This is a genomic window from Anaerococcus hydrogenalis, from assembly GCF_002871895.1.
Classification (GTDB): Bacteria; Bacillota; Clostridia; order Tissierellales; family Peptoniphilaceae; genus Anaerococcus; species Anaerococcus hydrogenalis.
In genome coordinates this window covers 86,288-107,786 of sequence record NZ_PNHP01000002.1, presented here as the reverse complement: position 1 = coordinate 107,786, position 21,499 = coordinate 86,288, and the positions used below count along the sequence as shown (strand labels likewise).

Below are 21,499 nucleotides of genomic sequence, written 5' to 3'. Positions count from 1 at the left end.
TTGAGAAATGATATAGCAATATTAAAAACTATAGAATAACGAAGTTATTTTAAAATTTGAAGATAAAAAAGGGGATAAAATAAATGAAAAGATATGAGTATGTTTCTATTAAAGTCGGAAAGTTTATTGGTGCAAAATCTGATGAGCATAGAGATATTATTGATGAGTATGCAGAAAAAGGCTATAGATATGTTGGTTTTATACCTACTGATATGACAGATCATGGAAAAATTATAACAATGGATTTAATATTTGAGATTGAAAAATGAATTCAACAGCGATAATTAAAATACTTTAGCATCTACAAAAGTAGGTGCTTTTCTTATACCTACTTTTAGGAGGTGGTAATATAAACATTTTAAACTTAATATTTAAGTCGAGAGACAAACCTAAAGACGGGGAGAGGATATCTTCATCGTCTTTTTTATTTGGGAGAACAACAGCTGGAAGAAATGTCAACGAATTTACTGCCATGCAGATGACAGCAGTTTATTCATGTGTGAGAGTTCTTGCTGAAATCTTAGCAGGACTTCCTCTTCACTTATATAAAAGAGGGAATTCAAACTCAAAGGAAAAAGCAAAAGACCACGCCATATATTTTCTCTTACACGATGAGCCAAATACTGAGATGACTTCATTTGTATTTAGAGAGACACTAATGACCCATCTTTTATTGTGGGGCAATGCTTATGCTCAGATAATTCGTAATGGAAGAAATGAGGTTATTGGACTCTACCCACTAATGCCAAATAAAATGGCTGTTATGCGAAGTGAAGATGGAGAAATCTTTTATAAATACAATCATAAATCTGAAGAAGTTTACCTTTTAAAAGAAGATATCCTTCATATACCTGGACTTGGGTTTGATGGACTTATTGGATATTCACCAATTACAATGGCAAAGAATGCAATTGGTATGGCTATGGCTTGTGAAGATTATGGTGCGTCATTCTTTCAAAATGGAGCACAACCAGGTGGGGTTTTAGAGCATCCAGGTATTATTAAAGATCCAGAAAGAGTTAGAGCGTCATGGAATGCTGCCTTTCAAGGCCCTAAAAACGCCAACAAAGTGGCTGTACTTGAAGAAGGGATGAAATACCAACCCATAGCCATCGCACCAAGTGAGGCCCAGTTTTTGGAAACTAGAAAGTTTCAATTAAATGAGATAGCAAGGATATTCAGAATACCACCTCATATGATTGGCGACTTGGAGAAGTCATCATTTTCAAATATAGAACAGCAGTCGCTTGAATTTGTTAAATACACTCTTGACCCTTGGATCGTTCGTTGGGAGCAATCCTTAGAAAGAGCACTACTAACAAAGAAAGAAAAGGAATCCTACTTTATTAAATTCAACCTTGACGGACTTCTAAGAGGAGACTATGAATCAAGAATGAATGGTTATGCTGTAGGAAGACAGAATGGCTGGATGAGTGCAAATGACATAAGAGAATTAGAAAATTTAGATAGGATATCAGCTGAAGAAGGTGGTGACTTATACCTTGTAAATGGAAATATGCTACCACTTGATAAAGCAGGTAGTTTTTATCAGCAGAAAGGAGAAGAAATAAATCCTAATGAAGAACAATAAAATATTTTGGAATTGGAATAAGGATTCAAATGAACTCTATATAGATGGAGTAATTGCAGAAGAGTCTTGGTTTGATGATGAAATCACGCCAAGGCTCTTTTTTGAAGAATTAAAAAATAAAAGTGGAGACATAACTGTGTGGATCAACTCCCCTGGTGGAGACTGTATAGCAGCATCAAGAATTTACACCATGCTTTTAGAACACAAGGGAAATGTGACCATTAAGATTGATGGACTTGCAGCATCAGCAGCATCTGTCATTGCCATGTCAGGAACTGAAGTATTGATGAGTCCAACATCATTAATGATGATTCATAACCCCTTAACTGTAGCCATTGGTGACTCAAAAGAAATGCAAAAAGCTATAGATATGTTAAAGGAAGTTAAGGAATCAATCATCAATGCCTATGAGATTAAAACGGGTTTATCCAGAGAAGAGATTTCAAATCTAATGGATGGAGAGACTTGGTTTGATAAGAATAAGGCCATTGAGATGGGCTTTTGTGACGGAACTCTCACTGATAAAAGAAAAGATGAAAAAGTTACGAACATGGTATTTTCAAGGCGAGCAGTTACAAACTCACTCTTAACAAAGATAAATAAAGAAGTAAAGACTCACTCAATTAGTGAAGTAGAAGAAAGATTAAACAAAATTAAAAACACTTGGAGGTAAAGATATGAACTTAAAAGATCTAATGGAAAAGAGAACTAAAGCTTGGGATGAGGCAAAGGCATTTGCTGAATCTAAGAAAGATGAAAAGGGTCTAATGTCTGATGAAGACTTTAAGACATATGAAGAGATGGAGAGAACTATCGAGAATTATACTCGTGAAATTGAAAGAAAGAAGAGGGAAGAAGAAATGGATAAATCCTTAGAAAAACCTACTACTCAAGCACTAACAAATGAACCTGCTACTTTTAATGAAGAAGAAAAGCCAATGAGAGCAAGAAATGTCTATAAGAAATCTATGATGAAAGCACTAAGAACTAACTTTAGAGATATTTCAAATGAATTAAAAGTAGGTACAGATGAAAGTGGTGGATATTTAGTTCCAGAAGAAATGGAAGTAGATATTGTAAATGGTCTTGAAGATGAAAATATTGTAAGAAAACTAGCTACAAAAGTTCAAACTTCTGGACTTCATAAAATTAATATTGCAGCTACAAAGCCTGCTGCTCTATGGGTAGAAGAAGGTGGTCAACTTACCTTTGGAGATGGTACATTCGACCAAGTATCTCTTGATGCACACAAACTTCATGTTGGTATTAAAGTAACTGAAGAACTTCTCTATGATGCAGCCTTTAATTTAGAAAAATACATCACTGAAGAATTTACTAGAGCACTAGCAAATGCTGAAGAGGACGCTTTCTTAAATGGCGATGGAGTAAATAAGCCTACAGGAATTTTTGACTCTAAAAAGGGTGGAGAACTTGGTGTGACAACAAAGACTCAAATAATTAATGCGGATGAACTAATTGATTTAGTTTACTCATTAGACAGACCTTATAGAAAGAGAGCAGCTTTCATTTTAAATGATGCAACAGTTGCTCAGATTAGAAAGCTTAAAGATGTTAATGGTGCATATATTTGGCAACCATCTCTTAAAGATGGAGAATCAGATAGACTTTTAGGATATCCTGCTTATACATCTGCCTTTGCACCAAAAGCTGATAAAGGAAAACTTGCAGTAGCCTTTGGCGATTTTTCATATTACAAGATTGGAGATAGGGGAAATAGATCTTTCCAAGACTTAAAGGAACTATTTGCTGGTAATGGCATGGTTGGTTTCTTAGGTAAAGAAAGAGTAGATGGAATTTTAGTTTTAAGAGAAGCAGTTAAACTTTTAAAAATTGGTGCTACTGCCTAAGGAGTAGATTATGATTACTCTTGAGGAGGCAAAATCATATTTAAGGGTGGATTTTGATGATGAGGATGAGATAATTAATTCTCTCATCCAATCATCAATAAAGCACTCCATGGATGTAGCCAGGGTTGATAGTGAAGAAGAACTTTCTAAAAATCCAAATGGAAAGATAGCCGTCCTCTATATGACTGCTTATCTTTATGAGCATAGAGAAGAGGCAGATTATGCTGAATTAAACTTAACTCTAAGGGCTTTATTATTTGGAATGAGAAAGGCTGAATTCTAATGAAGATATCGGATTTAAATAGAAAAATAACCTTTCAAAATAAAAATGTTGAGGTAGATGAAATTGGTAACCATAAATCAGTATGGACAGAATATCTAGAAACTTCAGCCTATATATCTTTTCAAGGTAAAGGAGAAGAAGTTTTTCTTGGGATGGAAGTAGACAGGTCGGATATTTCTTTTACTGTGAGATTTCAAAATAGGTTAAAGAATATTAACACTTCAGAATACAGAATTATATTTGAAGATGAAATATACAATATTATCTCAATTGACTTTATGAACTATAAAAATAGATTTATAAAGTTTAGGTGTAGGAAGGTGAGTAGATGAATGTAAAAATTGAAAACCTTGCCAGTGAAATAATGAAAGGCTTAGAAGAATATTCTGATATGGCAACAGATGAAGTCAAAAAGGAAGTCAAAAAAGCTGGTAGCAATATTAGAAAAGACATACAAGAAAATGCACCTGTAGGAGAAACAAAGAAATATTCTAAGTCTTGGTCTGTAAAAACTATGAAAGAAACTTCAAACTCAATAGAACTCGTAGTCCATTCAAGAAATAGATACCAACTGGCTCATTTGCTAGAGAAAGGACATGTACTAAGACAGGGTGGAAGAGTGTCTGCTAAACCTCATATTGGACCAGCTGAAGAGAAAGGAGTTAGAGAATTGGAAGAAAACATAATGAGGAAATTACAAGATGGATAGGCTATTAAAAATAATTGAAGATATAGGACTTCCCTTTGCATATTCGCACTTTGCTGAGGGAGAAAGTCCAGATCCACCATTTATGGTATATCTATTTCCAAAGAATAAACACTTTGGTGCAGATGGAGTGGTTTTTTATAAAAACACACAGATAGACTTAGAACTTTATACTGATAAGAAAGATTTAAAACTAGAAGAAAAAATAGAAGAGATACTTGATAGAGAAGAAATTTATTATGAAAAATCTGAAGTTTGGATTGAGTCAGAAAGACTCTATGAAGTTCGCTATGAATTTACTATGGAGGTAAAAAATGGCTAATAAAGTTAAATTTAATATTTGTAACGTTCACTACGCTCTATTCGATAAAGCTGAAGAGGGCGTTATTAAATATAAGGCACCAGTGCCAATGCCTGGTGCTGTATCAATTTCGTTAGATCCAAATGGAGAGCCTGAAAGCTTTTATGCAGATGGAATTGAATACTACACTATTTCAAACAATATGGGCTATGATGGTGATTTAGAAATCGCCCTTATTCCTGAATCTTTTAGGACTGATGTTTTGATGGAAAAATCAGACTCTAACAAAGTTCTTATTGAGTCTTCAAATTCTGAAACTGCAAACTTTGCACTTCTTTTTGAGTTTGATGGAGACCAAAAGAAAATCCGTCATGTCATGTATAACTGCTCGGCAGCAAGACCTACTCTTGAAGGAGAAACAAATGAGGAATCAAGAGAAGTTCAACCAGAAACTTTATCTATTCAAGCAAGACCACTTCCAAATGGAAATGTAAAGGCTAGAACAAGTGATGAGACAACTAAGGAAACTTATGACGGTTGGTATAAATCAGTTTATCTTCCAATAGAAACTTCATCTTCTGTGGCAAGGACAACAGGAGGTAGTAGATAATGGCATTAACAAAAACTATAAAAATAGATGGAAAAGATGTTATATTTCGTGCATCGGCAGCTATTCCAAGAATCTATAGATTAAAGTTTGGTCGAGACATCTTTAAAGACTTGATGGAACTAGAAAAGTCTATGAAGAAAAATGATAAAGATAAATCTAATCTTGACATAGGTTCATTAGAACTATTTGAAAATATAGCCTATGTAATGGCAAAACATGGAGATAAATCTGTGCCAGATAGTCCAGAAGAATGGTTAGATAATTTCTCAACCTTTTCCATTTATCAAATTCTCCCTCAGCTAATTGAGTTATGGGGACTTAACATAAAGTCGGAAGAAATTCCTAAAAAAAAGTAAGACCAACAGAAAGACCAATGACTACACCCTTATTTTTATTAAGGGCAGTGGAACTTGGTCTTTCTGTTTCTGATTTATCCCTACTAACAATTGGACTTGTAAATGATATGTTCACAGAAAAAAATAACGATGAATATAAATACAAGGAAGTAGCCACACAAGAAGACTTCGATAAGTTTTAATTTAAACCTTGAGTAGACATGGTATAATAAGGGTAGTATATAAAAGATAAATTTGAATTTCTATAGGAGCAAGGTTCATGGATAAAATCGTTTCAAAAATTGTTGCTTTGGGAGTTCCTGGATTAGTGCTATTGTTAGCTATAGGAGCAACTGGATATGTGGGAGCGGCAGCAATCACAGCAGCCCTGTGTGCAATTGGCCCTTTTGGTATGATAGGAGGAATAGCAACATTAGGATTAATTGGACTAATATCTCAAGCTATTTCTGAATATGGATTTGAAAAGATATTTGTTCAAGTAGTTAAAGAATTAGTAAAAAAAGGTGAAACTAAGGAATCTATATTGTTAAAAATAAATTCGTATAAGATTTCTAAATCTTTAAAACTGAAATTAAAAGAGATACTTGAGGAAAATTGGAATGATGAATTAAATTTTCGTGAGGGAGGTACTTTGTAATGGATAAGAAAGAAAAAAAGTCAAGAAAAGAGAAACTAAGCAAATATGTTAATTTAGCTAATGGTAGGTTTAAGGATCATGAAATTGAAGATTTAGAGTATCTGGTTGAAAACAGAGAAAAGCTTGATGGAACGACTAAGACATATAGGTCATCTTACAAATCATTTGATTCGGAAGACACATATCGTGTGAATGAAGAAGATACATATACTTTTCATTCTGATGAGAACGGTATTCGTATTGATAGAGACTTCCTAAGACATTGGGATGACGGTCAAAATGATACTGAGAAAGATAGTTTTGAAACAGCAAGAGACATACTAACTTTTGCATCAAAATTATTCAGAAAATAAAATAGTTTAAAGAAAATTCAAAAAGCACTTACAAAATAGTAGGTGTTTTTTTCATGTCCATTTTTAGGAAGGAGGCGGTCAAGTGGCAAATAGAATAAAAGGGATAACTGTTGAGATTGGTGGGGATACTACCAAACTTCAAGACGCACTTAAATCTGTAAATACAGAAATAAAGCACACTCAGTCAGAATTACGTGATGTTAGTAAACTTCTTAAACTTGATCCAGGAAATACTGAACTTATCTCACAAAAGCAGAAACTTCTATCTCAATCTATTCAAGAAACAAAAGAAAAGTTAGAGTCCCTTAAACTTGCAAGTGAACAGGCAAATGCAGCTCTTGCTCGTGGTGATATTTCTCAAGCTCAATATGATGCCCTTCAAAGAGAAATTATTGAAACTGAAAACTCCTTGAAATCTCTAGAGCAACAAGCATCAAAAACTGGTAAAGCCTTTAAGAACATCTCGGACTCTTCTATGAAGATATCTAAGGTTACAGGAGAAGTTGGAAAAGAAATGACTACCAAGGTTACAGCACCAATTGTGGCCGTAGGGGCCTTGGGGCTAAAAACAGCAGCAGACTTTGAAAAGGGAATGTCCTCTGTAAAGGCGATAACAGGTGCAACTGGTGAGGACCTAATTCAACTTAAAGAAAAAGCTCTTCAACTTGGTGAGTCTACTTCTTTTAGCGCTAGTGGGGTAACAGAGGCTATGACTGAAATGGCAAAGGCAGGATGGTCTACTAAGGATATATTAACAGGTGTAGGAGGCGTACTTGATGCGTCAGCTGCATCTGGAGAAAATCTTGGTTCAGTTGCAACCATTGTAGCTGATGCCATATCTGGATTTAATATGAAAGCATCTGAGTCTGGAAGAGTAGCTGATGTATTAACTCAAGCGGCCAATGCTGGAACAATAGGTATAAATGACCTAGGCGAGTCTTTTAAATATATAGCACCACTTTCAAATTCTATGGGCTTTAATATTGAAGAAGTAACTTCTGCAATTACAGCAATGTCCATGTCCGGTATTAAGGGCTCACAAGCTGGTACTTCACTTAAAAACTCTTTAACAAATATGATTAAACCTACTAAAGATATGCAAGGTGCTATGGATGAGTTAGGTATCAAGATAACCAATCAAGATGGATCGTTTAAGTCTCTTGATGAAATCTTAAGAGGAATGAGAACATCATTCTCTGGTTTAAGCGATGAGCAGAAGGCATATTATGCTACAGTAATTGCTGGCAAAGAAGGTCAAGCAGGTTTACTTTCACTTCTTAATATGAGTCAAGAAGAGTATGACAAAATATCAGCATCTATGAAAAACGCAGGTGGAATTGCGAAAGAAACGGCTGATGTGATGCAAGATAATCTTTCATCAAAGATTGAGGCATTAGGAGGGGCACTTGAAACTCTATCTGTTCGTTTTGGAGATTTAGTTGTTCCGGCACTTACAAAATTTGTAGAAAAGATTACTGATGTTATAACAGCAATTTCAAATGCACCTCCAGAAGTTCAGAAATTCATTTTAATATTTGCCGGAATTCTTGCTGCCATTGGTCCAGTCTTGCTTATTATCTCAAAAGTAGCAGCGGTTATTGGAACAGTGACAGGCGCTATGTCTATTCTTTCTGGGCGAATAACAACTGGTGCGACACCAGCGATGCTTGGACTTGCTAAAGTGTTTGGTGTTTTGAAAGGAGCGTTTACTGCTTTAAGTGGACTTATTATGGCTCATCCAATAGTAGCAGCTATCGTTGCTATTGCGACGATTCTTATTCCCTTAATCATAAAAAATTGGGATACAATAAAAGAATTTCTTGTTAATACATGGAACTCGATTGTATCATCCTGTAAGGAAATATGGGGAGGAATTAAAGAGTTTTTTGCCAATCTTTGGAATGGAATTTGTGAGTCTTGGAATGCTATATGGACTACTATTACAACTACTATATCAAGCTTATGGATTAGCTTTATTGAAGGAGTATCTGGAATTTGGAACGGTATAAAAGATTTCTTTACAAATCTATGGCAAGGAATATCTGAGTCTTGGTCTACAGCATGGACAAATATTACGACTTTTATTTCTGAACTATGGACTGCTTTTGTAGAAGGCATAAAAACACTTTGGCAAGGAGTAAAAGATTTCTTTGCTAATCTATGGAGTGGAATCTTAGAAACTTGGAATAGTATATGGATTACAATAACAACTTTTCTAACTGAATCTTGGAATACCTTCATTGAGGGAGCCAAGAGTCTATGGCAAAGTATAGGAGAATTCTTTACAAGCCTTTGGACTGGGATTCAAACTACTTTTACCAATATATGGACATCTATATCAACTAAAACAACAGAAGTATTTACAGCAGTTGGAGAATTTATTAGGACTATTTGGGAAAGTATAAAGACTTTAATTTCAACAGTTCTTGATGCTATTAAAGTAAAGGCTGAGACTATTTGGAATGGGATAAAAACGTTCTTGACTACAGTAATCACTGCCATAGGAACATTTATATCCACATCTTGGAATAATATAAAAACAGTAATTCAATCAGTTTTAAATACTATTAAATCAATAGTTATGAATGTTTGGAATGCTATAAAGTTATTTATATCTGGAGTTTTAAATGGAATTAAGTCATTAGTGTCTAATATTTGGAATAGCATCAAGGCTACTATTTCATCAACAGTTAATTCTGCAAAATCAGCTGTTTCATCTGCATTTAATTCAATGAAGTCAGCTATTTCTTCTAGTATGTCGAATATTTTATCTAGTATAAGAAATGGGTTTAATAATGCAGTGAACTTCATTAGAAATCTTGCATCACAAGCCTACACATGGGGAGCCGATATGATTAATGGAATTGCTAGAGGGATTTCAAATGCAATAGGTAATGTAATATCTGCTGTATCTAATGTTGCATCAACAATTAGATCTTACTTACACTTTTCAGTACCAGATGTTGGTCCACTTACCGACTACGAATCATGGATGCCAGACTTTATGGAAGGCTTATCAAAAGGAATTGAAAAGAGTAGGAGAATAGTTCAATCTTCTATGAAAAATGTGGCAAGCGATATGGTTTTAAGTCCAAATATATCAGCTGTTGGTATGGGTGGATATTATAAAGAATCAGCTTTAAACGGAATTGATATAGGAAGACAAATATCCGATGCACTTGCAAATATCAATTTAAAATCTGAAAATACTGGAGATCTTGTCATCCCAGTTTATCTTGGAGGTACACTCCTTGATGAAGTTATTGTCAATGCATCAATGCGTAAGAATTTAAGGAGTGGAGGTAGGTAATGAAATATCAATCATATTTAATTATTGAAGGAGTAGATATGCCTCTACCAAATTCTTATGATTTAGGTTTTAGAGACATAGAGGCAGATACTGGAGGAGAGACAGAGGCAGGTACAATTCAGAGGGATATTGTTAGAAATAAAGTAGCAAGTATATCTGTAGGTTTTTCATGTAGCCCTAAACTTGTAAAGACCTTAAGCAGTTTTGCTAATAAGTCTAATCTTAAAGTTAAATATTTAGATACAGAAACATTGGAACTTAAAGAGACACAAATGTATATAGACAAGTTTCAAGTCAAATTAATAAAAGATACTTCTTATAAAGGATTGTGGGAAGTATCTTTTTCATTGGAGGAGTACTAATGTATCCAACAAGTGAAGAATATAAAACAGTTATAAAAAAGAACTCTCGTAAATTTTACTGGACGGGAAACATCATATTAGAAGATGGAACGACAATTCCTTTTAATAATAAGGATATTTTAAAAGGTTCTGGGTACATCCATCGTTCTTGCTCTGGATCTTCTGAACTTGAAATAGGTACAGTTTATGCAGGGGAGTTTGGAATCAGCCTTTTTTCAGATATAGATAGGTATTCTTTAGAGGATTCCAAATTAGAACTTTTTTATCATCAAGAATTAGAAAATAAAAAGATTGAAACCATACCGATGGGAATATTTGATGTTACTGAGGCAAATAGGTCTAAGAAAATTTTAGAATTAAAAGGCTATGACTATATGCTTAGGTTTGATAAGAACTTTCCAGTTACGGATACTTTTGGTACAGCTTTTGAATTACTTACACTATCATGTGAGAAGTGCAAGGTAGAACTAGGTATGACAGAAGATGAGGTAAAAGCTTTTGTAAATGGAGAGGAAGTCTTAGCAATTTATCAAGACCATGATATAGAAACTTATAGGGACTTTATTCACTATATAGGATCGACACTAGGTGCTTTTGCTGGGATTAGTCGTGATGGGAAATTAATTTTAAAGAAATATGCAGAAAGTATATCCACAGAAATTAAAACGAGAGAAAGATTTTCTTCATCAATATCAGATTTTAAGACAAGATATACAGCTATCAATTCAACAAATGCTAAGACTAAAATAGCTGAATACTATTCTTTAGAAAATGATGATGGCCTAACTATGAATCTTGGAATAAATCCACTTATGCAATTAGGACTTCCAGAAAAAAGAAAAAGAATGTGTGAGGTTCTTCTTACTGAAATTTGTAAGATTCATCACACACCTTTTGACATGGTAACTATAGGAGACCCAAGCCTTGATGTTGGAGATAGGATAGCTATCTCTTACGAAGAAGAAAAGATTGAAGGGCTTACTACTGACATTGAATACAAGATAAATGGTAAGCACAGAATTTTAGGAGTTGGGAAGAATCCATATCTATCAAAGGCTAAAAGCAAGAATGATAAGAATATAGTAGGGCTGTTAAATCAGATTGAATCTGAAAAATTAGTAGTTCATGCCTATTCTAATTACACTGCCTTCAATCTTTCTACCACTGACACGCCAATAATTCGTATAGAATTTGCCTCCAATAAAGAAACGGAGGCAATTTTTAATGCGTCTATCTTGTTAAATATAATTTGTGATACCGAAGAAAAGACTAGAAAGATATCAAGGAAGGTTAAGAAACAAGTAGAGATTTTAAATAATGAAGGTAAATCATATAACCCTCCAAAGTTTGAAGGAAAAGAAGAGATAGAGGAATTAAACTATATTGAAAATATAGAAATACCAACAAGGCTTGTTATTACTTATGTTTTTAATGATACGAAAATAGAACATCACATTCCAAAAGAAACCTACCTCAGTGGTGACCACATTCTAAATCTTTTTTATCCATTGACTAAACTACAAGAGAAAACTATGAACAATTTCTCAGTATTAATTAGGCTTGAATCAGGTCAAGCTATGATAAGTAAAGATAATGCTATTGCAGCTATATCTGGTCAATCTCTAGGTTCTACAGAGGCTTGGGATGGAAAAATTAAAATAGAAGAATCTTGGAAGAAATTTACTTTTTCTAATTTATTTTTATTTAGTAATTTGTTAGATTACTATAAGGTTGAAAAACAAGAACCAACTAAAACTGAATTTAAGGAAAAAGTAGAAAGATTTAAGTTCAACGGTATTAAATTAGGAAATTACAAAGATAAAATAACTACTGAAATTAAAAATAAGGAGGTATAAAGTTATGCTTAAAGGGAAGTCAGTTATTGAATTAACTAATGTAAATACTAATGAAAAAGAGACTTATGAAGATGAAAATCTAGTAACAAATGCAGTTAGAGATTTACTTAGTTTAAATCCTTCTGGATTAATGTATCCAGTTAATAAAGAGAATTATTATATTTTAAGTGATGAAATTTTTCCTATAGCAAATAAATGTTATGGTGGGATTTTACTTTTTGAAGATAGATTAGAAGAAGATGCTAATAAATACTTCGCTGATGCGAGTAATCCTATAACAGGTTATGCATCTAATAATGTAAATACTACTGATGAAAAGAAAAGGGGCTCAGCAAACCTTGTTGAAACAATGAAACTAGAAAATGGATATAAATTTATTTGGGATTTTTCTACTAGTCAAGCAAATGGTAAAATATCATCTTTAGCACTGACACATTATTTGGGTGGTAAGCATTACTATGGAGATAGCCAGGGGTCGTGTTGTTGTGAAAAACTTAATATGACACAAAAAGTAAGTTTAAGTTATGATTGCTTACATTCATACTTAGGGATCGTAGAATACAATGTTAAAGAAAATACAATAATTTCTATTTGGCCATTAAAAGATAAATCAATTGAAATTCTTAAAATTGATGAACCTATATCTAGTATAGGTTTAAGTGATGAGATCATTATAAAAAGCAAAAAAAATATAGAAAAAACAACTATAAAAATTGACGATTTTTATAAAAATATTTATTTTGGAGATAATTGTTATGTTAATTTTTTTGATGGGGAGGATGGCTATTACTACGGTTTTATTTCTGATAATAGAGATAATAAATCCTATCTTAATAGAGTAAAGATAAAAAAAGATGATTATTCTTTTAAAATAGATTATTGGACTTTAGATGGAATCGAGATGTTTAATTTAGCTAGTTATGATTTAAGATCAAATTCAGTATCAAAACATAGTGTTGTTAGGAATGGATACTTATATGCATTAGAATATGGACAACAGCATATAATTAAGATTAATATTAATAACCCAGCTGACATATCAAAAATAGATTTGTACGAAGAATATACAAGTTCGTATGGGCAAATGGGTAAAGTTGGAGATTTTATTTTCTCTAGACATTATATAGTAGATAAAAATGATCAAGCTACTGTAATTAAAGACTCTAATTTACTGTCATCTGGAGCGCCATTAATAAATGTTGGAGTTTTTTGTGTTGGGTATGATGGTAGCGGTAATGATTTATTTAAAGAACTATATCTTCATACTCCATATCTAGGAACTATCAATAATTTATCAAGTCCAATACTAAAGACGGCAGATAAGACAATGAAAATAACATATACTTTAACAGAGGAGGAATGACATGAATAAAGTATTAGAAACAATGAAAGTTTTATTTACAGCGATTGGAGGATGTCTAGGATTTTTTCTTGGAAGCGTTGATGCTTTTATTTATACACTACTAGCTTTTGTAATAGCTGACTATTTGACAGGAGTTTTAAGAGCGGGTGTCGAAAGAAAGCTATCCTCATCCATAGGATTTAAAGGGATAGCAAAAAAGATTATGATTTTTATAGTTGTAGGCATAGCAAATCTATGTGATGTAAATTTAATTAAAGGTGATGGAACAATGATAAGAACAGCCATCATCTTTTTTTATATCGCAAATGAAGGACTTTCTATTTTAGAAAATTCCGTGGCTCTAGGCTTGCCAGTACCAGAAAAATTAAAGGAAATATTAAAACAATTCAAGGAGGAAAAATAAATGAGTAATAGCCCATTAATACAAGCAACGATTCTCTCACCAAACCATAGTGGAAGAAGAAATCAAAAGATTACAAAAATAGCTATACATCATGCGGCTGGGGTTATAAGTGGCAGAAATCTAGCGAGAATTTTTGTTCCAAAATCAAGACAAGCATCTGCCAATTATAATTTAGGTTCAGACGGAGTTATTGTTTTAGGAGTTGATGAAAGCAATAGAGCATGGACAACCTCATCTGGATGGTGTGACAACCAAGCAGTAACAATTGAAGTAGGAAACTCTACTAGAGGACCTCAGTGGTTAGTTTCTGATTACGTTTTAAATAGACTAATTGATTTAGTAACAGACATATGTAAAAGAAATGGAATTTATCCTTGCACCTATACAGGAGGAAAAGATGGTGTTCTTCAAAAGCATGAGTGGTATTCAAACACAAATTGTCCAGGACCATATCTAGGTAGCAAGTTTCCATATATAGCAAGCGAGGTTAATAAAAGACTAAGAGGCAATAAGACTGCTAGTAAACCAGTAGGTGTTTTATATAGAGTTAGAAAATCATGGTCTGATTCTAAAAGTCAAAAAGGAGCATTTAAAAATTTAGAAAATGCCAAAAGATGTGCAGATAGATTTGGACTGAAAGTATTCGATGCTAATGGCAAGATAATACATCCAGTTGGAAAGACAATCGACCAATTAGCAAAAGAAGTTATAAATGGTAAATGGGGAAATGGAGAAGAAAGAAAAAGTGGGTTAACTCAAGCTGGATATGATTATTATGTTATTCAGAGAAGAGTAAATCAACTAGTTTAATATAACAAGAAATGCCTGTGCCAATTTATAGTACAGGCATTTTTGCTATTTCAATGTTTTTGACTATATAAAGAAAGATTTAAATAATACATAAAGAATATTCTTTCGTATTAAATTTATAAGGGATTGTTCAACTTAAAATTAAAGATTGAATATTGTAAACTCTTTATTTAAATTATCAACGTATAGTTTTTCAAATATTTCGTCGGAAGTATTTTTATATCTAGAATATCTAAAATTTTTATATTTATTAGTTTTTAAACCATTCATATCATTGAGGATAGTTTTTCCAATAGCTTCTCCTAATTTAATAGGTACAGCATTTCCAATTTGTTTATATTGTTCCATAATGCTTCCAAAAAATTTATAATCGTCGGGGAAACCTTGTATTCGAGAGTATTCTTCTATAGATAGTGCTCTAAGTTCTGTAGGATGAATCAAATCAGTAGCTGGCATTATTGGTGAAGTAACCAAAGTTGGACTAGGTTTATCGAAACTTAATCTCCTAAAAAATCCAGTTTTTCCGCCACCCATATTATATTTATTGCCCATAGCTTTTTTTTGGTCATCGGCATTTAATGATTTCCAGTTTCCTCCTTCAGGAATTTTTTTAAACCATTCTTTTCTGGCTTTTGGTATTTCCACATAGTTCATTTCTTTTTCTTGTATATCTGAAATTGCATCTGATAAATTTACTAAAGGTTTAAGCCCTAAACTTTTATCATCTGAATTAGTGGGGGTAAGATATTCTGGTTTAGATCCATTTAGCTTACCAATAATCACAAATCTCTCCCTACTTTGTGGGGCGCCAAAATACATGGCGTTGTATAGCTCAAACGATATAGAATATCCAGATTTTTCCAGTGTATCTTTTATATAGTGTAGTGCTGCACCTTTTATAGGTACGTTATTGTTCTCGGGCAGTATAGCTTTTGTAGTCAATAGCCCACGTACATTTTCTAAAACAAAATACCTTGGTTTTACTTCTTTTATTAATTGAACGTATTTTATTAGCACACTTCCTCTAGAATCCTCAAAGCCTTTTCTATTCCCTGCAGTTGAGAAAGCTTGGCAGGGTGGGCCGCCGACGAATATATCTATCTTATGATTCTGGGGTAGGTTTGCATATTTATATATCAATTCTCTATCACATTTATTAATATCGTCCAATAAACCTATATTTTTGTGATTGTTTATGATGGTAGCTCTTGCTTCTTTATTATTTTCAACAGCTATTAAAGGTTTTATTCCAACATTTTCAAGCCCTATATCCAAGCCCATAGCTCCAGAAAAGAATGAGATTGCTGTTACTTTAGGTATTGAATTCTCTTTTCTAATAAAATTATCAGGATTAACAACAAAGGTTCTTTCCTGTAAAAGATTTTGTATTGATTCTTCTGAAATAATCCAATTTTTATCTTCATCTTTTGAAGCATTTAATTTTTTATCTTTAATAAGTTTTCTAACATATTGCTCTGAAATTTTTAATTTATCAGAAGCTTCTTTTGTATTAAATATCAATTTAGCCTCCTCAACGAAACTATTTTTAGACCCATATCATTATACCATATTTTTAGCGGTTTAGCATTAAATCTGATATAATTTGATTAGATTGTGACTTTAGGAGGAATTTAATGGTACAGCAAACTTACGTAAAAACAATGGAAGATAAAAATATTACAATTGAGCAAGCAAGGAAAGGATTTCAAAAAGCAAAAAATTGTCTAAAAGAAGAATATTCAAAAAACAAAATACAAATTAAGGAGTCATGGCTAAAATCTATAGATGAGCTTTTTAGCTATGCTATTAATTATAATCCTGAACTCTTTGTGTCTTTACATCATAATATAGATATAGATGACATATCAGAGGATTATTTTAAAAAATGGATAAGACGATTTATAAATGAGAGATTACAGCCTTCTACAGAAAAGAAATTAAAAACTTATATGGAAAGAGATGCTGCATTAACAACTAGAGTTGAAAAAGTTACAAAGGCATCAGCTGATGATTTAGAAAAATATATCTATGGACATGCTATTTATATGAGTGCAGAAAACTTTAATGGAGCAATTTTAGAAGAGTATTTATCTATAATTTTAGAGCCTATAGGATGGATTTGGTGTTCTGGTTCTGTATTTAGAGCCATTGATTTTTGTTTGTTAGATTATGATGATAGTAAAAATGATTCTGTTATGCTACAGGTAAAGAATAAATACAACACTGAAAATAGCTCTAGCTCTGCAATTAGGAGTGGAACTACAATTATAAAGTGGAATAGGTTGAATAGACCAGACAGTGTAGATTTAAGTAAGCCAATTCCAAATTGGGAAAGTTTAAAAGAACTAGTATTAACTCACACAAAGATAACTGATCAAGTTACTGTTGAAAAAATAAATTCGGCTGTAGAAAAATTAAATGAAAATTTGTATCTTAAATTTATTCATGCAAACTCATCCACTGAAGTTGAGAGCATATAATATTTAAAAAATATTGCAATTTATGTTAATAGAGGAAATGTTCCTCTATTTTTTTTTGTTAGAAATCTTACTCAAAACCCCTCTATATGTCTTAAGGAATATAGAGAAAAGAAAACTAAGGTTAAAAATAGCCTTGATTTCTTTGCCTGTGATATAGGAGGTGGAGCATGAGAGTAGAAAAGTTTGAAGGTAGAAAAGAAATTTTAAAAACTGAATATACAGAAAGAGATTTAAAAGCAGAGCTTAATTTCTATCTATCAGATAAGTTCATCCAGGATCTCTTTCTTTTAGATGAAATTAGCCTTGAAGAATATAGGAAAATTAGAAGAGAAAACATAAAAAAATTTAGACCTATTCTTTCAGAATTATTGCTATAAGACTTGATATATACTCATTTGTACGGGAATATAGCACTAAGAGAAAGAGAGGTGAGACGATGAAAAAGATAACAAAAATAGAATCAAATCAAAAAGAAGAATCTATATTAAGAGTTGCTGCCTATGCAAGAGTATCGACAGATGAGGAAGCTCAGCTTGTGAGTCTTAAAACGCAAAAAGCACACTACGAAAAGATGATTGCAGAGAACAAGTCATATACTTTTGCAGGTCTATATTTTGACGAAGGCATCACAGGAACAAAGAAAGAATGCAGGGATGAACTTCTAAAAATGTTAAAAGACTGTGAAGAAGGGGAAATAGACTTTATCCTAACCAAATCAATCTCAAGGCTTGCAAGAAACACAACAGACTGTTTGGAAATCGTAAGAAGACTCCTTGATTTAAATATTGGTATCTATTTTGAAAAAGAAAACATTGATACAAGAACCATGGAAAGCGAGTTGATGTTATCCATACTTTCATCCATTGCAGAAAGTGAGTCCAGGTCTATTTCAGAAAATAATAAGTGGTCCATAAAGAAGAGATTTCAAAATGGAACTTTTATTATATCAAGCCCACCCTATGGCTATGAGAATATAGACGGAAAGATGGTAGTGAATGAAGAAGAAGGAAAAATCATAAAAGAAATATTTGAACAGTATCTTTCAGGTAAGGGAACACACAAAATAGCAGAGAACCTAAATAAAAGAAAGATTAAAGGACAAAAAGGAGCAAAATGGCATGGGTCGACTATAAATGGAGTCTTAAAAAATGAAAAATATATAGGTGATGTCATCTATCAAAAGACTTATACAGATGAAAATTATAATAGACATAAAAATAAGGGAGAGGAAGACCAGTATAAGATAATAGATAACCATGAAGCCATAGTAAGTAGAGAGGACTTTGGCAAAGTACAAGAATTAATAAAGATAAGGGCTATAGCAAAAGGAAACGGAAAAGACACTAAAAGATATCAAAATAGATATAGCCTATCGGGGAAAATCAAGTGTGGCGAGTGTGGTTCAAGCTTTAAGAGAAGACATCACTATAATGGAAAAGAAAAATATATAGCTTGGACTTGTAGTGAACACCTAAAAGATATCAACAAGTGCTCCATGAAGTTTATTAAAGACAGGGACATAAAACTAGCTTTTGTAACTTTAGTCAATAAGCTAATCTTTGGAAAAGATAAAATCCTTACACCACTCTTAGAATCCTTAAAAAGAGTGGACAGCAGAGAAGAAGTCAAGAAGATAGAAAAAATAGAAGAAAGCTTAGAAAAATTAAAGGAAAGAAAAGAGGTCTTAAACAAACTGATAACATCAGGAGTTTTAGATACAAGTATTTATACCAAAGAAATTAGTGAGATTTCAAATGAAGAAAGAAACCTACTCAAGGAAAAGGAAAGAAGCAAAAAAGCCATCCTTGGAAATGATGAAGAAATAAGAGAGCTTGAAAAACTAATAGGAATCTTAGATAAAAGCAAAATGATAGATCACTTTGAAGTGGACTTATTTGAAGAAATCATTGACAACATTCAAGTTGTTAATAGAGAGACTCTTGATTTTTATTTAAAGTGTGTACTTGTACTTAGAGAGGAAGTGAAAAAATAATGTCTAGGTTATGTTATGGCTATACCATAAGAGATGGAAGATTAGAAATTCAAGAAAATGAAGCGGAGAATATAAGAAAAATCTTTAAAAACTATCTTGCTGGAAATGCCCTTATAAAGTCGGCAGAACTTGCAGGATCACAGAAAAATAACTCCAGCGTTAAAAGAATCCTAACCAATAAAAAGTATTTAGGAAATGAAATCTATCCGAAGATAATAGATAGAGAAAGTTTTGAAAAGGCAGGTCAAATTTTAAAGGAAAGGGCAGTAGCCATGGGACGAGTTTGGGAAAAGGAAGAGAAGATTATTAAAGTTCCTTGTAAGTTTAGATATAGAGAAGAAGGAGTTCTACCACTAGACCCCTTTGAACGAGCGAGTTATAAGTACAGGTTAATCGAGGTGGTAGATGATGAATAGTAAGGTTATAGTCATACCAGCGAAGAAGAAAAAAGGAAATTCCATCAAGGAATCAGAAAAGAAGAAACTAAGGGTGGCAGCCTATGCAAGGGTATCGACAGACAGTGATGAACAGGCAACTTCTTATGACACTCAAGTAGACCACTACACAAACTATATTAAGAAAAATCCAGATTGGGAATTTGCGGGAGTTTTTTCTGATGAAGGAATCAGTGGAACTTATACCAAGAAAAGAGCTGGCTTTAATAAAATGATTGAAGAAGCCATGGAAGGAAATATTGACTACATCATTACAAAGTCCATATCTAGGTTTGCTAGAAACACACTAGACTGCTTAAAGTATATTCGTAAACTAAAAGAAAACAACATCCCAGTTTACTTTGAAAAAGAAAACATCAACACCATGGATGCCAAGGGAGAAGTTCTCCTTACCATTATGGCATCTCTTGCTCAACAGGAGAGTCAGTCCTTATCACAAAATGTGAAGTTAGGTTTTCAATACAGATTTCAACAAGGCCAAGTCCAGGTAAACCATAATAGATTTTTAGGCTATACAAAAGACGAAGATGGAAAACTTATCATTGTTCCTGAAGAAGCAAAAATAGTAAAAAGGATCTACAGAGAATATTTAGAAGGAGCAAGCCTAAGAGACATAAAAGTTGGACTTGAAAAAGATAAGATAGTAAATGGAGCAGGAAATAAGAAATGGCATGTATCAAACCTCAATCAAATATTAACTAATGAGAAATATATGGGGGATGCCCTCTTACAAAAGACTTATACAGTGGATTTTCTAAATAAGAAAAGAGTAAAAAATGATGGAATAGCACCTCAATATTATGTAGAAAATAGCCATGAAGCCATCATACCTAAAGAAATCTTCATGCGAGTCCAAGAAGAAATGGCTAGGCGAGCCAATATGGTGAGCTGAAAAGGAAAAAGAAGAATTTATTCCAGCAAATACGCTCTTTCAAGTATTGTCTACTGCTCTAAATGTGGGGATATTTACAGGAGAATAGCATGGAATAATAGAGGAAAGAAATATACTGTTTGGAGATGTTGTACAAGAGTAACCCATGGACCAGAAGCATGTGAAGCAAGAACCATAAAAGAAGAAGACCTACAAGAGGCAGTCGTAGAAGCCATCAATCAGCTTATATCGGAAAGTAGTGAATTAAAAGAAATAATTAAAGAGAATATAGAAAAAGCCATCACAGGTGATGGAAGTAGGCAGATAGAAGAAATAGACAAAGAAATGCTTGAGGTGCAAGAAGAACTTTTAAAAGTAGCTAATGCCAAGAAAGATTATACAGAGCTTGCAGACAAAGTGGAAGAATTAAGGAATGAGAAAGAAAAGGTACTCCTTGAAATGGCGGAAGATAAGAATGAACAAAGTAGACTAAAGGAACTAGAAGAGTTTTTAGACAATCAAGAATTAGAAATAGAAAGGTACGATAAAGATTTAGTAAGGAAACTAGTAGACAAGATAGTAGTATATGAAAAGAAGCTTAAAGTGATATTCAAATCAGGATTGGAATTCGAGATTAGCAAATAGACAGCTCTAGATATAGGGCTGTTTTTGCTTTATATAATACATGACATATGACCTACTACAAGATTGGATTGAAAGTTCAGTTTATGGTTTTGTTTGAATAAATTTCGTTTTATATTTTAAACATATGATGATACCCTAGTAAGGAAGATTATCCAGAATGTTAGTGTTTATGATGACCACTTTGTAATATGCTTTAAATCTGGAATTGAAATGGAAGTATGATTTAATACTAATATAAACCGTCAA

General features: G+C 32.9%; 26 protein-coding genes and 1 pseudogene. 26 read left to right on the top strand and 1 reads right to left on the bottom strand.

The genetic code is table 11. The features are described from left to right. Positions 1 to 83: 83 nt before the first annotated feature. The 19 genes from CJ192_RS03490 to CJ192_RS03405 all read left to right on the top strand — a co-directional run bounded on the left by CJ192_RS03490 (position 84) and on the right by CJ192_RS03405 (position 14,809). Positions 84 to 269, top strand: coding sequence for a DUF4177 domain-containing protein (locus CJ192_RS03490; protein WP_060802115.1), 186 nt, complete (start codon positions 84 to 86; stop codon positions 267 to 269). A gap of 209 nt (positions 270 to 478) precedes the next feature. Continuing rightward, a complete protein-coding gene (locus CJ192_RS03485) occupies positions 479 to 1,591 on the top strand; it encodes a phage portal protein (RefSeq protein ID WP_244897275.1) in 1,113 nt (370 codons plus the stop codon). Continuing rightward, positions 1,578 to 2,264, top strand: coding sequence for a head maturation protease, ClpP-related (locus CJ192_RS03480; protein WP_102197787.1), 687 nt, complete (start codon positions 1,578 to 1,580; stop codon positions 2,262 to 2,264). The genes CJ192_RS03485 and CJ192_RS03480 overlap by 14 nt, the downstream gene beginning before the upstream one ends. A 4-nt stretch (positions 2,265 to 2,268) precedes the next feature. Further along, positions 2,269 to 3,459, top strand: coding sequence for a phage major capsid protein (locus tag CJ192_RS03475; RefSeq protein WP_102197786.1), 1,191 nt, complete (start codon positions 2,269 to 2,271; stop codon positions 3,457 to 3,459). Between the two features lie 10 nt (positions 3,460 to 3,469). After that, complete coding sequence (locus tag CJ192_RS03470) at positions 3,470 to 3,742, top strand: head-tail connector protein (protein ID WP_102197785.1); 273 nt, start codon at positions 3,470 to 3,472, stop codon at positions 3,740 to 3,742. Further along, positions 3,742 to 4,074, top strand: coding sequence for a phage head closure protein (locus CJ192_RS03465; RefSeq protein ID WP_102197784.1), 333 nt, complete (start codon positions 3,742 to 3,744; stop codon positions 4,072 to 4,074). The genes CJ192_RS03470 and CJ192_RS03465 overlap by 1 nt, the downstream gene beginning before the upstream one ends. Next, positions 4,071 to 4,451 (top strand): HK97 gp10 family phage protein, encoded by a 381-nt coding sequence (locus CJ192_RS03460; RefSeq protein WP_070611488.1) that lies wholly within the window; start codon positions 4,071 to 4,073, stop codon positions 4,449 to 4,451. Before CJ192_RS03465 ends, CJ192_RS03460 begins: the two co-directional genes overlap by 4 nt. Continuing rightward, positions 4,444 to 4,770, top strand: a complete 327-nt coding sequence (locus tag CJ192_RS03455) for a hypothetical protein (RefSeq protein WP_102197783.1) — start codon at positions 4,444 to 4,446, stop codon at positions 4,768 to 4,770. Before CJ192_RS03460 ends, CJ192_RS03455 begins: the two co-directional genes overlap by 8 nt. Then, positions 4,763 to 5,359, top strand: coding sequence for a major tail protein (locus CJ192_RS03450; protein ID WP_102197782.1), 597 nt, complete (start codon positions 4,763 to 4,765; stop codon positions 5,357 to 5,359). Before CJ192_RS03455 ends, CJ192_RS03450 begins: the two co-directional genes overlap by 8 nt. Then, positions 5,359 to 5,715: a hypothetical protein gene (locus tag CJ192_RS03445; protein ID WP_102197781.1), complete on the top strand. Its 357-nt coding sequence runs from the start codon at positions 5,359 to 5,361 to the stop codon at positions 5,713 to 5,715. The genes CJ192_RS03450 and CJ192_RS03445 overlap by 1 nt, the downstream gene beginning before the upstream one ends. Positions 5,716 to 5,732: 17 nt before the next feature. Next, entirely contained in the window at positions 5,733 to 5,897 is a 165-nt protein-coding gene (locus CJ192_RS09280) for a hypothetical protein (protein ID WP_002834868.1), read from the top strand. A 77-nt stretch (positions 5,898 to 5,974) separates the two neighbouring features. After that, a complete protein-coding gene (locus CJ192_RS03440) occupies positions 5,975 to 6,352 on the top strand; it encodes a hypothetical protein (protein WP_102197780.1) in 378 nt (125 codons plus the stop codon). Next, positions 6,352 to 6,705, top strand: coding sequence for a hypothetical protein (locus CJ192_RS03435; protein ID WP_102197779.1), 354 nt, complete (start codon positions 6,352 to 6,354; stop codon positions 6,703 to 6,705). The genes CJ192_RS03440 and CJ192_RS03435 overlap by 1 nt, the downstream gene beginning before the upstream one ends. Before the next feature lie 82 nt (positions 6,706 to 6,787). Beyond that, entirely contained in the window at positions 6,788 to 10,015 is a 3,228-nt protein-coding gene (locus CJ192_RS03430) for a phage tail tape measure protein (RefSeq protein WP_102197778.1), read from the top strand. Beyond that, positions 10,015 to 10,377 carry a hypothetical protein gene (locus CJ192_RS03425; protein ID WP_102197777.1) on the top strand — a complete coding sequence of 121 codons (363 nt, stop codon included), beginning with the start codon at positions 10,015 to 10,017 and terminating at the stop codon, positions 10,375 to 10,377. Before CJ192_RS03430 ends, CJ192_RS03425 begins: the two co-directional genes overlap by 1 nt. Then, on the top strand, positions 10,377 to 12,233 hold the full coding sequence (locus CJ192_RS03420) for a hypothetical protein (protein ID WP_102197776.1): 1,857 nt from the start codon (positions 10,377 to 10,379) through the stop codon (positions 12,231 to 12,233). The genes CJ192_RS03425 and CJ192_RS03420 overlap by 1 nt, the downstream gene beginning before the upstream one ends. A 4-nt stretch (positions 12,234 to 12,237) precedes the next feature. Beyond that, positions 12,238 to 13,596, top strand: coding sequence for a hypothetical protein (locus CJ192_RS03415; RefSeq protein ID WP_102197775.1), 1,359 nt, complete (start codon positions 12,238 to 12,240; stop codon positions 13,594 to 13,596). Position 13,597: 1 nt separating this feature from the next. Further along, positions 13,598 to 13,999, top strand: a complete 402-nt coding sequence (locus tag CJ192_RS03410) for a phage holin family protein (RefSeq protein WP_102197774.1) — start codon at positions 13,598 to 13,600, stop codon at positions 13,997 to 13,999. Next, positions 14,000 to 14,809 carry an N-acetylmuramoyl-L-alanine amidase gene (locus CJ192_RS03405; protein ID WP_102197773.1) on the top strand — a complete coding sequence of 270 codons (810 nt, stop codon included), beginning with the start codon at positions 14,000 to 14,002 and terminating at the stop codon, positions 14,807 to 14,809. 141 nt (positions 14,810 to 14,950) lie between these two features. On the opposite strand, the gene CJ192_RS03400 is transcribed toward CJ192_RS03405, so the two are convergent. Next, positions 14,951 to 16,330: a DNA cytosine methyltransferase gene (locus CJ192_RS03400; RefSeq protein ID WP_102197772.1), complete on the bottom strand. Its 1,380-nt coding sequence runs from the start codon at positions 16,328 to 16,330 to the stop codon at positions 14,951 to 14,953. 113 nt (positions 16,331 to 16,443) lie between these two features. On the opposite strand from CJ192_RS03400, the gene CJ192_RS03395 reads away from it, so the two are divergent. The 7 genes and pseudogenes from CJ192_RS03395 to CJ192_RS09570 all read left to right on the top strand — a co-directional run bounded on the left by CJ192_RS03395 (position 16,444) and on the right by CJ192_RS09570 (position 21,253). Further along, a complete protein-coding gene (locus tag CJ192_RS03395; RefSeq protein WP_219721366.1) occupies positions 16,444 to 17,289 on the top strand; it encodes a SinI family restriction endonuclease in 846 nt (281 codons plus the stop codon). Positions 17,290 to 17,456: 167 nt separating this feature from the next. Next, complete coding sequence (locus tag CJ192_RS03390) at positions 17,457 to 17,666, top strand: SHOCT domain-containing protein (protein ID WP_102197771.1); 210 nt, start codon at positions 17,457 to 17,459, stop codon at positions 17,664 to 17,666. A gap of 59 nt (positions 17,667 to 17,725) precedes the next feature. Beyond that, a complete protein-coding gene (locus CJ192_RS03385; protein WP_102197770.1) occupies positions 17,726 to 19,282 on the top strand; it encodes a recombinase family protein in 1,557 nt (518 codons plus the stop codon). Beyond that, entirely contained in the window at positions 19,282 to 19,698 is a 417-nt protein-coding gene (locus tag CJ192_RS03380) for a recombinase family protein (protein WP_102197769.1), read from the top strand. Before CJ192_RS03385 ends, CJ192_RS03380 begins: the two co-directional genes overlap by 1 nt. After that, positions 19,688 to 20,629, top strand: coding sequence for a recombinase family protein (locus tag CJ192_RS09580; protein ID WP_425319619.1), 942 nt, complete (start codon positions 19,688 to 19,690; stop codon positions 20,627 to 20,629). Before CJ192_RS03380 ends, CJ192_RS09580 begins: the two co-directional genes overlap by 11 nt. Positions 20,630 to 20,644: 15 nt before the next feature. After that, positions 20,645 to 20,836 (top strand): annotated as a pseudogene (locus CJ192_RS09575) (recombinase zinc ribbon domain-containing protein); the annotation flags it as partial. A 117-nt stretch (positions 20,837 to 20,953) separates the two neighbouring features. Next, positions 20,954 to 21,253, top strand: a complete 300-nt coding sequence (locus CJ192_RS09570; protein ID WP_316071357.1) for a hypothetical protein — start codon at positions 20,954 to 20,956, stop codon at positions 21,251 to 21,253. The last annotated feature ends 246 nt before the right edge of the window (positions 21,254 to 21,499 follow it).

Excerpts from the sequence above, each read along its gene's own strand:
- CJ192_RS03490 (WP_060802115.1), top strand. The coding sequence starts at position 84 with ATGAAAAGATATGAGTATGTTTCTATTAAAGTCGGAAAGTTTATTGGT.
- CJ192_RS03485 (WP_244897275.1), top strand. The coding sequence starts at position 479 with ATGACAGCAGTTTATTCATGTGTGAGAGTTCTTGCTGAAATCTTAGCA.
- CJ192_RS03480 (WP_102197787.1), top strand. The coding sequence starts at position 1,578 with ATGAAGAACAATAAAATATTTTGGAATTGGAATAAGGATTCAAATGAA.
- CJ192_RS03475 (WP_102197786.1), top strand. The coding sequence starts at position 2,269 with ATGAACTTAAAAGATCTAATGGAAAAGAGAACTAAAGCTTGGGATGAG.
- CJ192_RS03470 (WP_102197785.1), top strand. The coding sequence starts at position 3,470 with ATGATTACTCTTGAGGAGGCAAAATCATATTTAAGGGTGGATTTTGAT.
- CJ192_RS03465 (WP_102197784.1), top strand. The coding sequence starts at position 3,742 with ATGAAGATATCGGATTTAAATAGAAAAATAACCTTTCAAAATAAAAAT.
- CJ192_RS03460 (WP_070611488.1), top strand. The coding sequence starts at position 4,071 with ATGAATGTAAAAATTGAAAACCTTGCCAGTGAAATAATGAAAGGCTTA.
- CJ192_RS03455 (WP_102197783.1), top strand. The coding sequence starts at position 4,444 with ATGGATAGGCTATTAAAAATAATTGAAGATATAGGACTTCCCTTTGCA.
- CJ192_RS03450 (WP_102197782.1), top strand. The coding sequence starts at position 4,763 with ATGGCTAATAAAGTTAAATTTAATATTTGTAACGTTCACTACGCTCTA.
- CJ192_RS03445 (WP_102197781.1), top strand. The coding sequence starts at position 5,359 with ATGGCATTAACAAAAACTATAAAAATAGATGGAAAAGATGTTATATTT.
- CJ192_RS09280 (WP_002834868.1), top strand. The coding sequence starts at position 5,733 with ATGACTACACCCTTATTTTTATTAAGGGCAGTGGAACTTGGTCTTTCT.
- CJ192_RS03440 (WP_102197780.1), top strand. The coding sequence starts at position 5,975 with ATGGATAAAATCGTTTCAAAAATTGTTGCTTTGGGAGTTCCTGGATTA.
- CJ192_RS03435 (WP_102197779.1), top strand. The coding sequence starts at position 6,352 with ATGGATAAGAAAGAAAAAAAGTCAAGAAAAGAGAAACTAAGCAAATAT.
- CJ192_RS03425 (WP_102197777.1), top strand. The coding sequence starts at position 10,015 with ATGAAATATCAATCATATTTAATTATTGAAGGAGTAGATATGCCTCTA.
- CJ192_RS03420 (WP_102197776.1), top strand. The coding sequence starts at position 10,377 with ATGTATCCAACAAGTGAAGAATATAAAACAGTTATAAAAAAGAACTCT.
- CJ192_RS03415 (WP_102197775.1), top strand. The coding sequence starts at position 12,238 with ATGCTTAAAGGGAAGTCAGTTATTGAATTAACTAATGTAAATACTAAT.
- CJ192_RS03410 (WP_102197774.1), top strand. The coding sequence starts at position 13,598 with ATGAATAAAGTATTAGAAACAATGAAAGTTTTATTTACAGCGATTGGA.
- CJ192_RS03405 (WP_102197773.1), top strand. The coding sequence starts at position 14,000 with ATGAGTAATAGCCCATTAATACAAGCAACGATTCTCTCACCAAACCAT.
- CJ192_RS03395 (WP_219721366.1), top strand. The coding sequence starts at position 16,444 with ATGGTACAGCAAACTTACGTAAAAACAATGGAAGATAAAAATATTACA.
- CJ192_RS03390 (WP_102197771.1), top strand. The coding sequence starts at position 17,457 with ATGAGAGTAGAAAAGTTTGAAGGTAGAAAAGAAATTTTAAAAACTGAA.
- CJ192_RS03385 (WP_102197770.1), top strand. The coding sequence starts at position 17,726 with ATGAAAAAGATAACAAAAATAGAATCAAATCAAAAAGAAGAATCTATA.
- CJ192_RS03380 (WP_102197769.1), top strand. The coding sequence starts at position 19,282 with ATGTCTAGGTTATGTTATGGCTATACCATAAGAGATGGAAGATTAGAA.
- CJ192_RS09580 (WP_425319619.1), top strand. The coding sequence starts at position 19,688 with ATGATGAATAGTAAGGTTATAGTCATACCAGCGAAGAAGAAAAAAGGA.
- CJ192_RS09570 (WP_316071357.1), top strand. The coding sequence starts at position 20,954 with ATGCTTGAGGTGCAAGAAGAACTTTTAAAAGTAGCTAATGCCAAGAAA.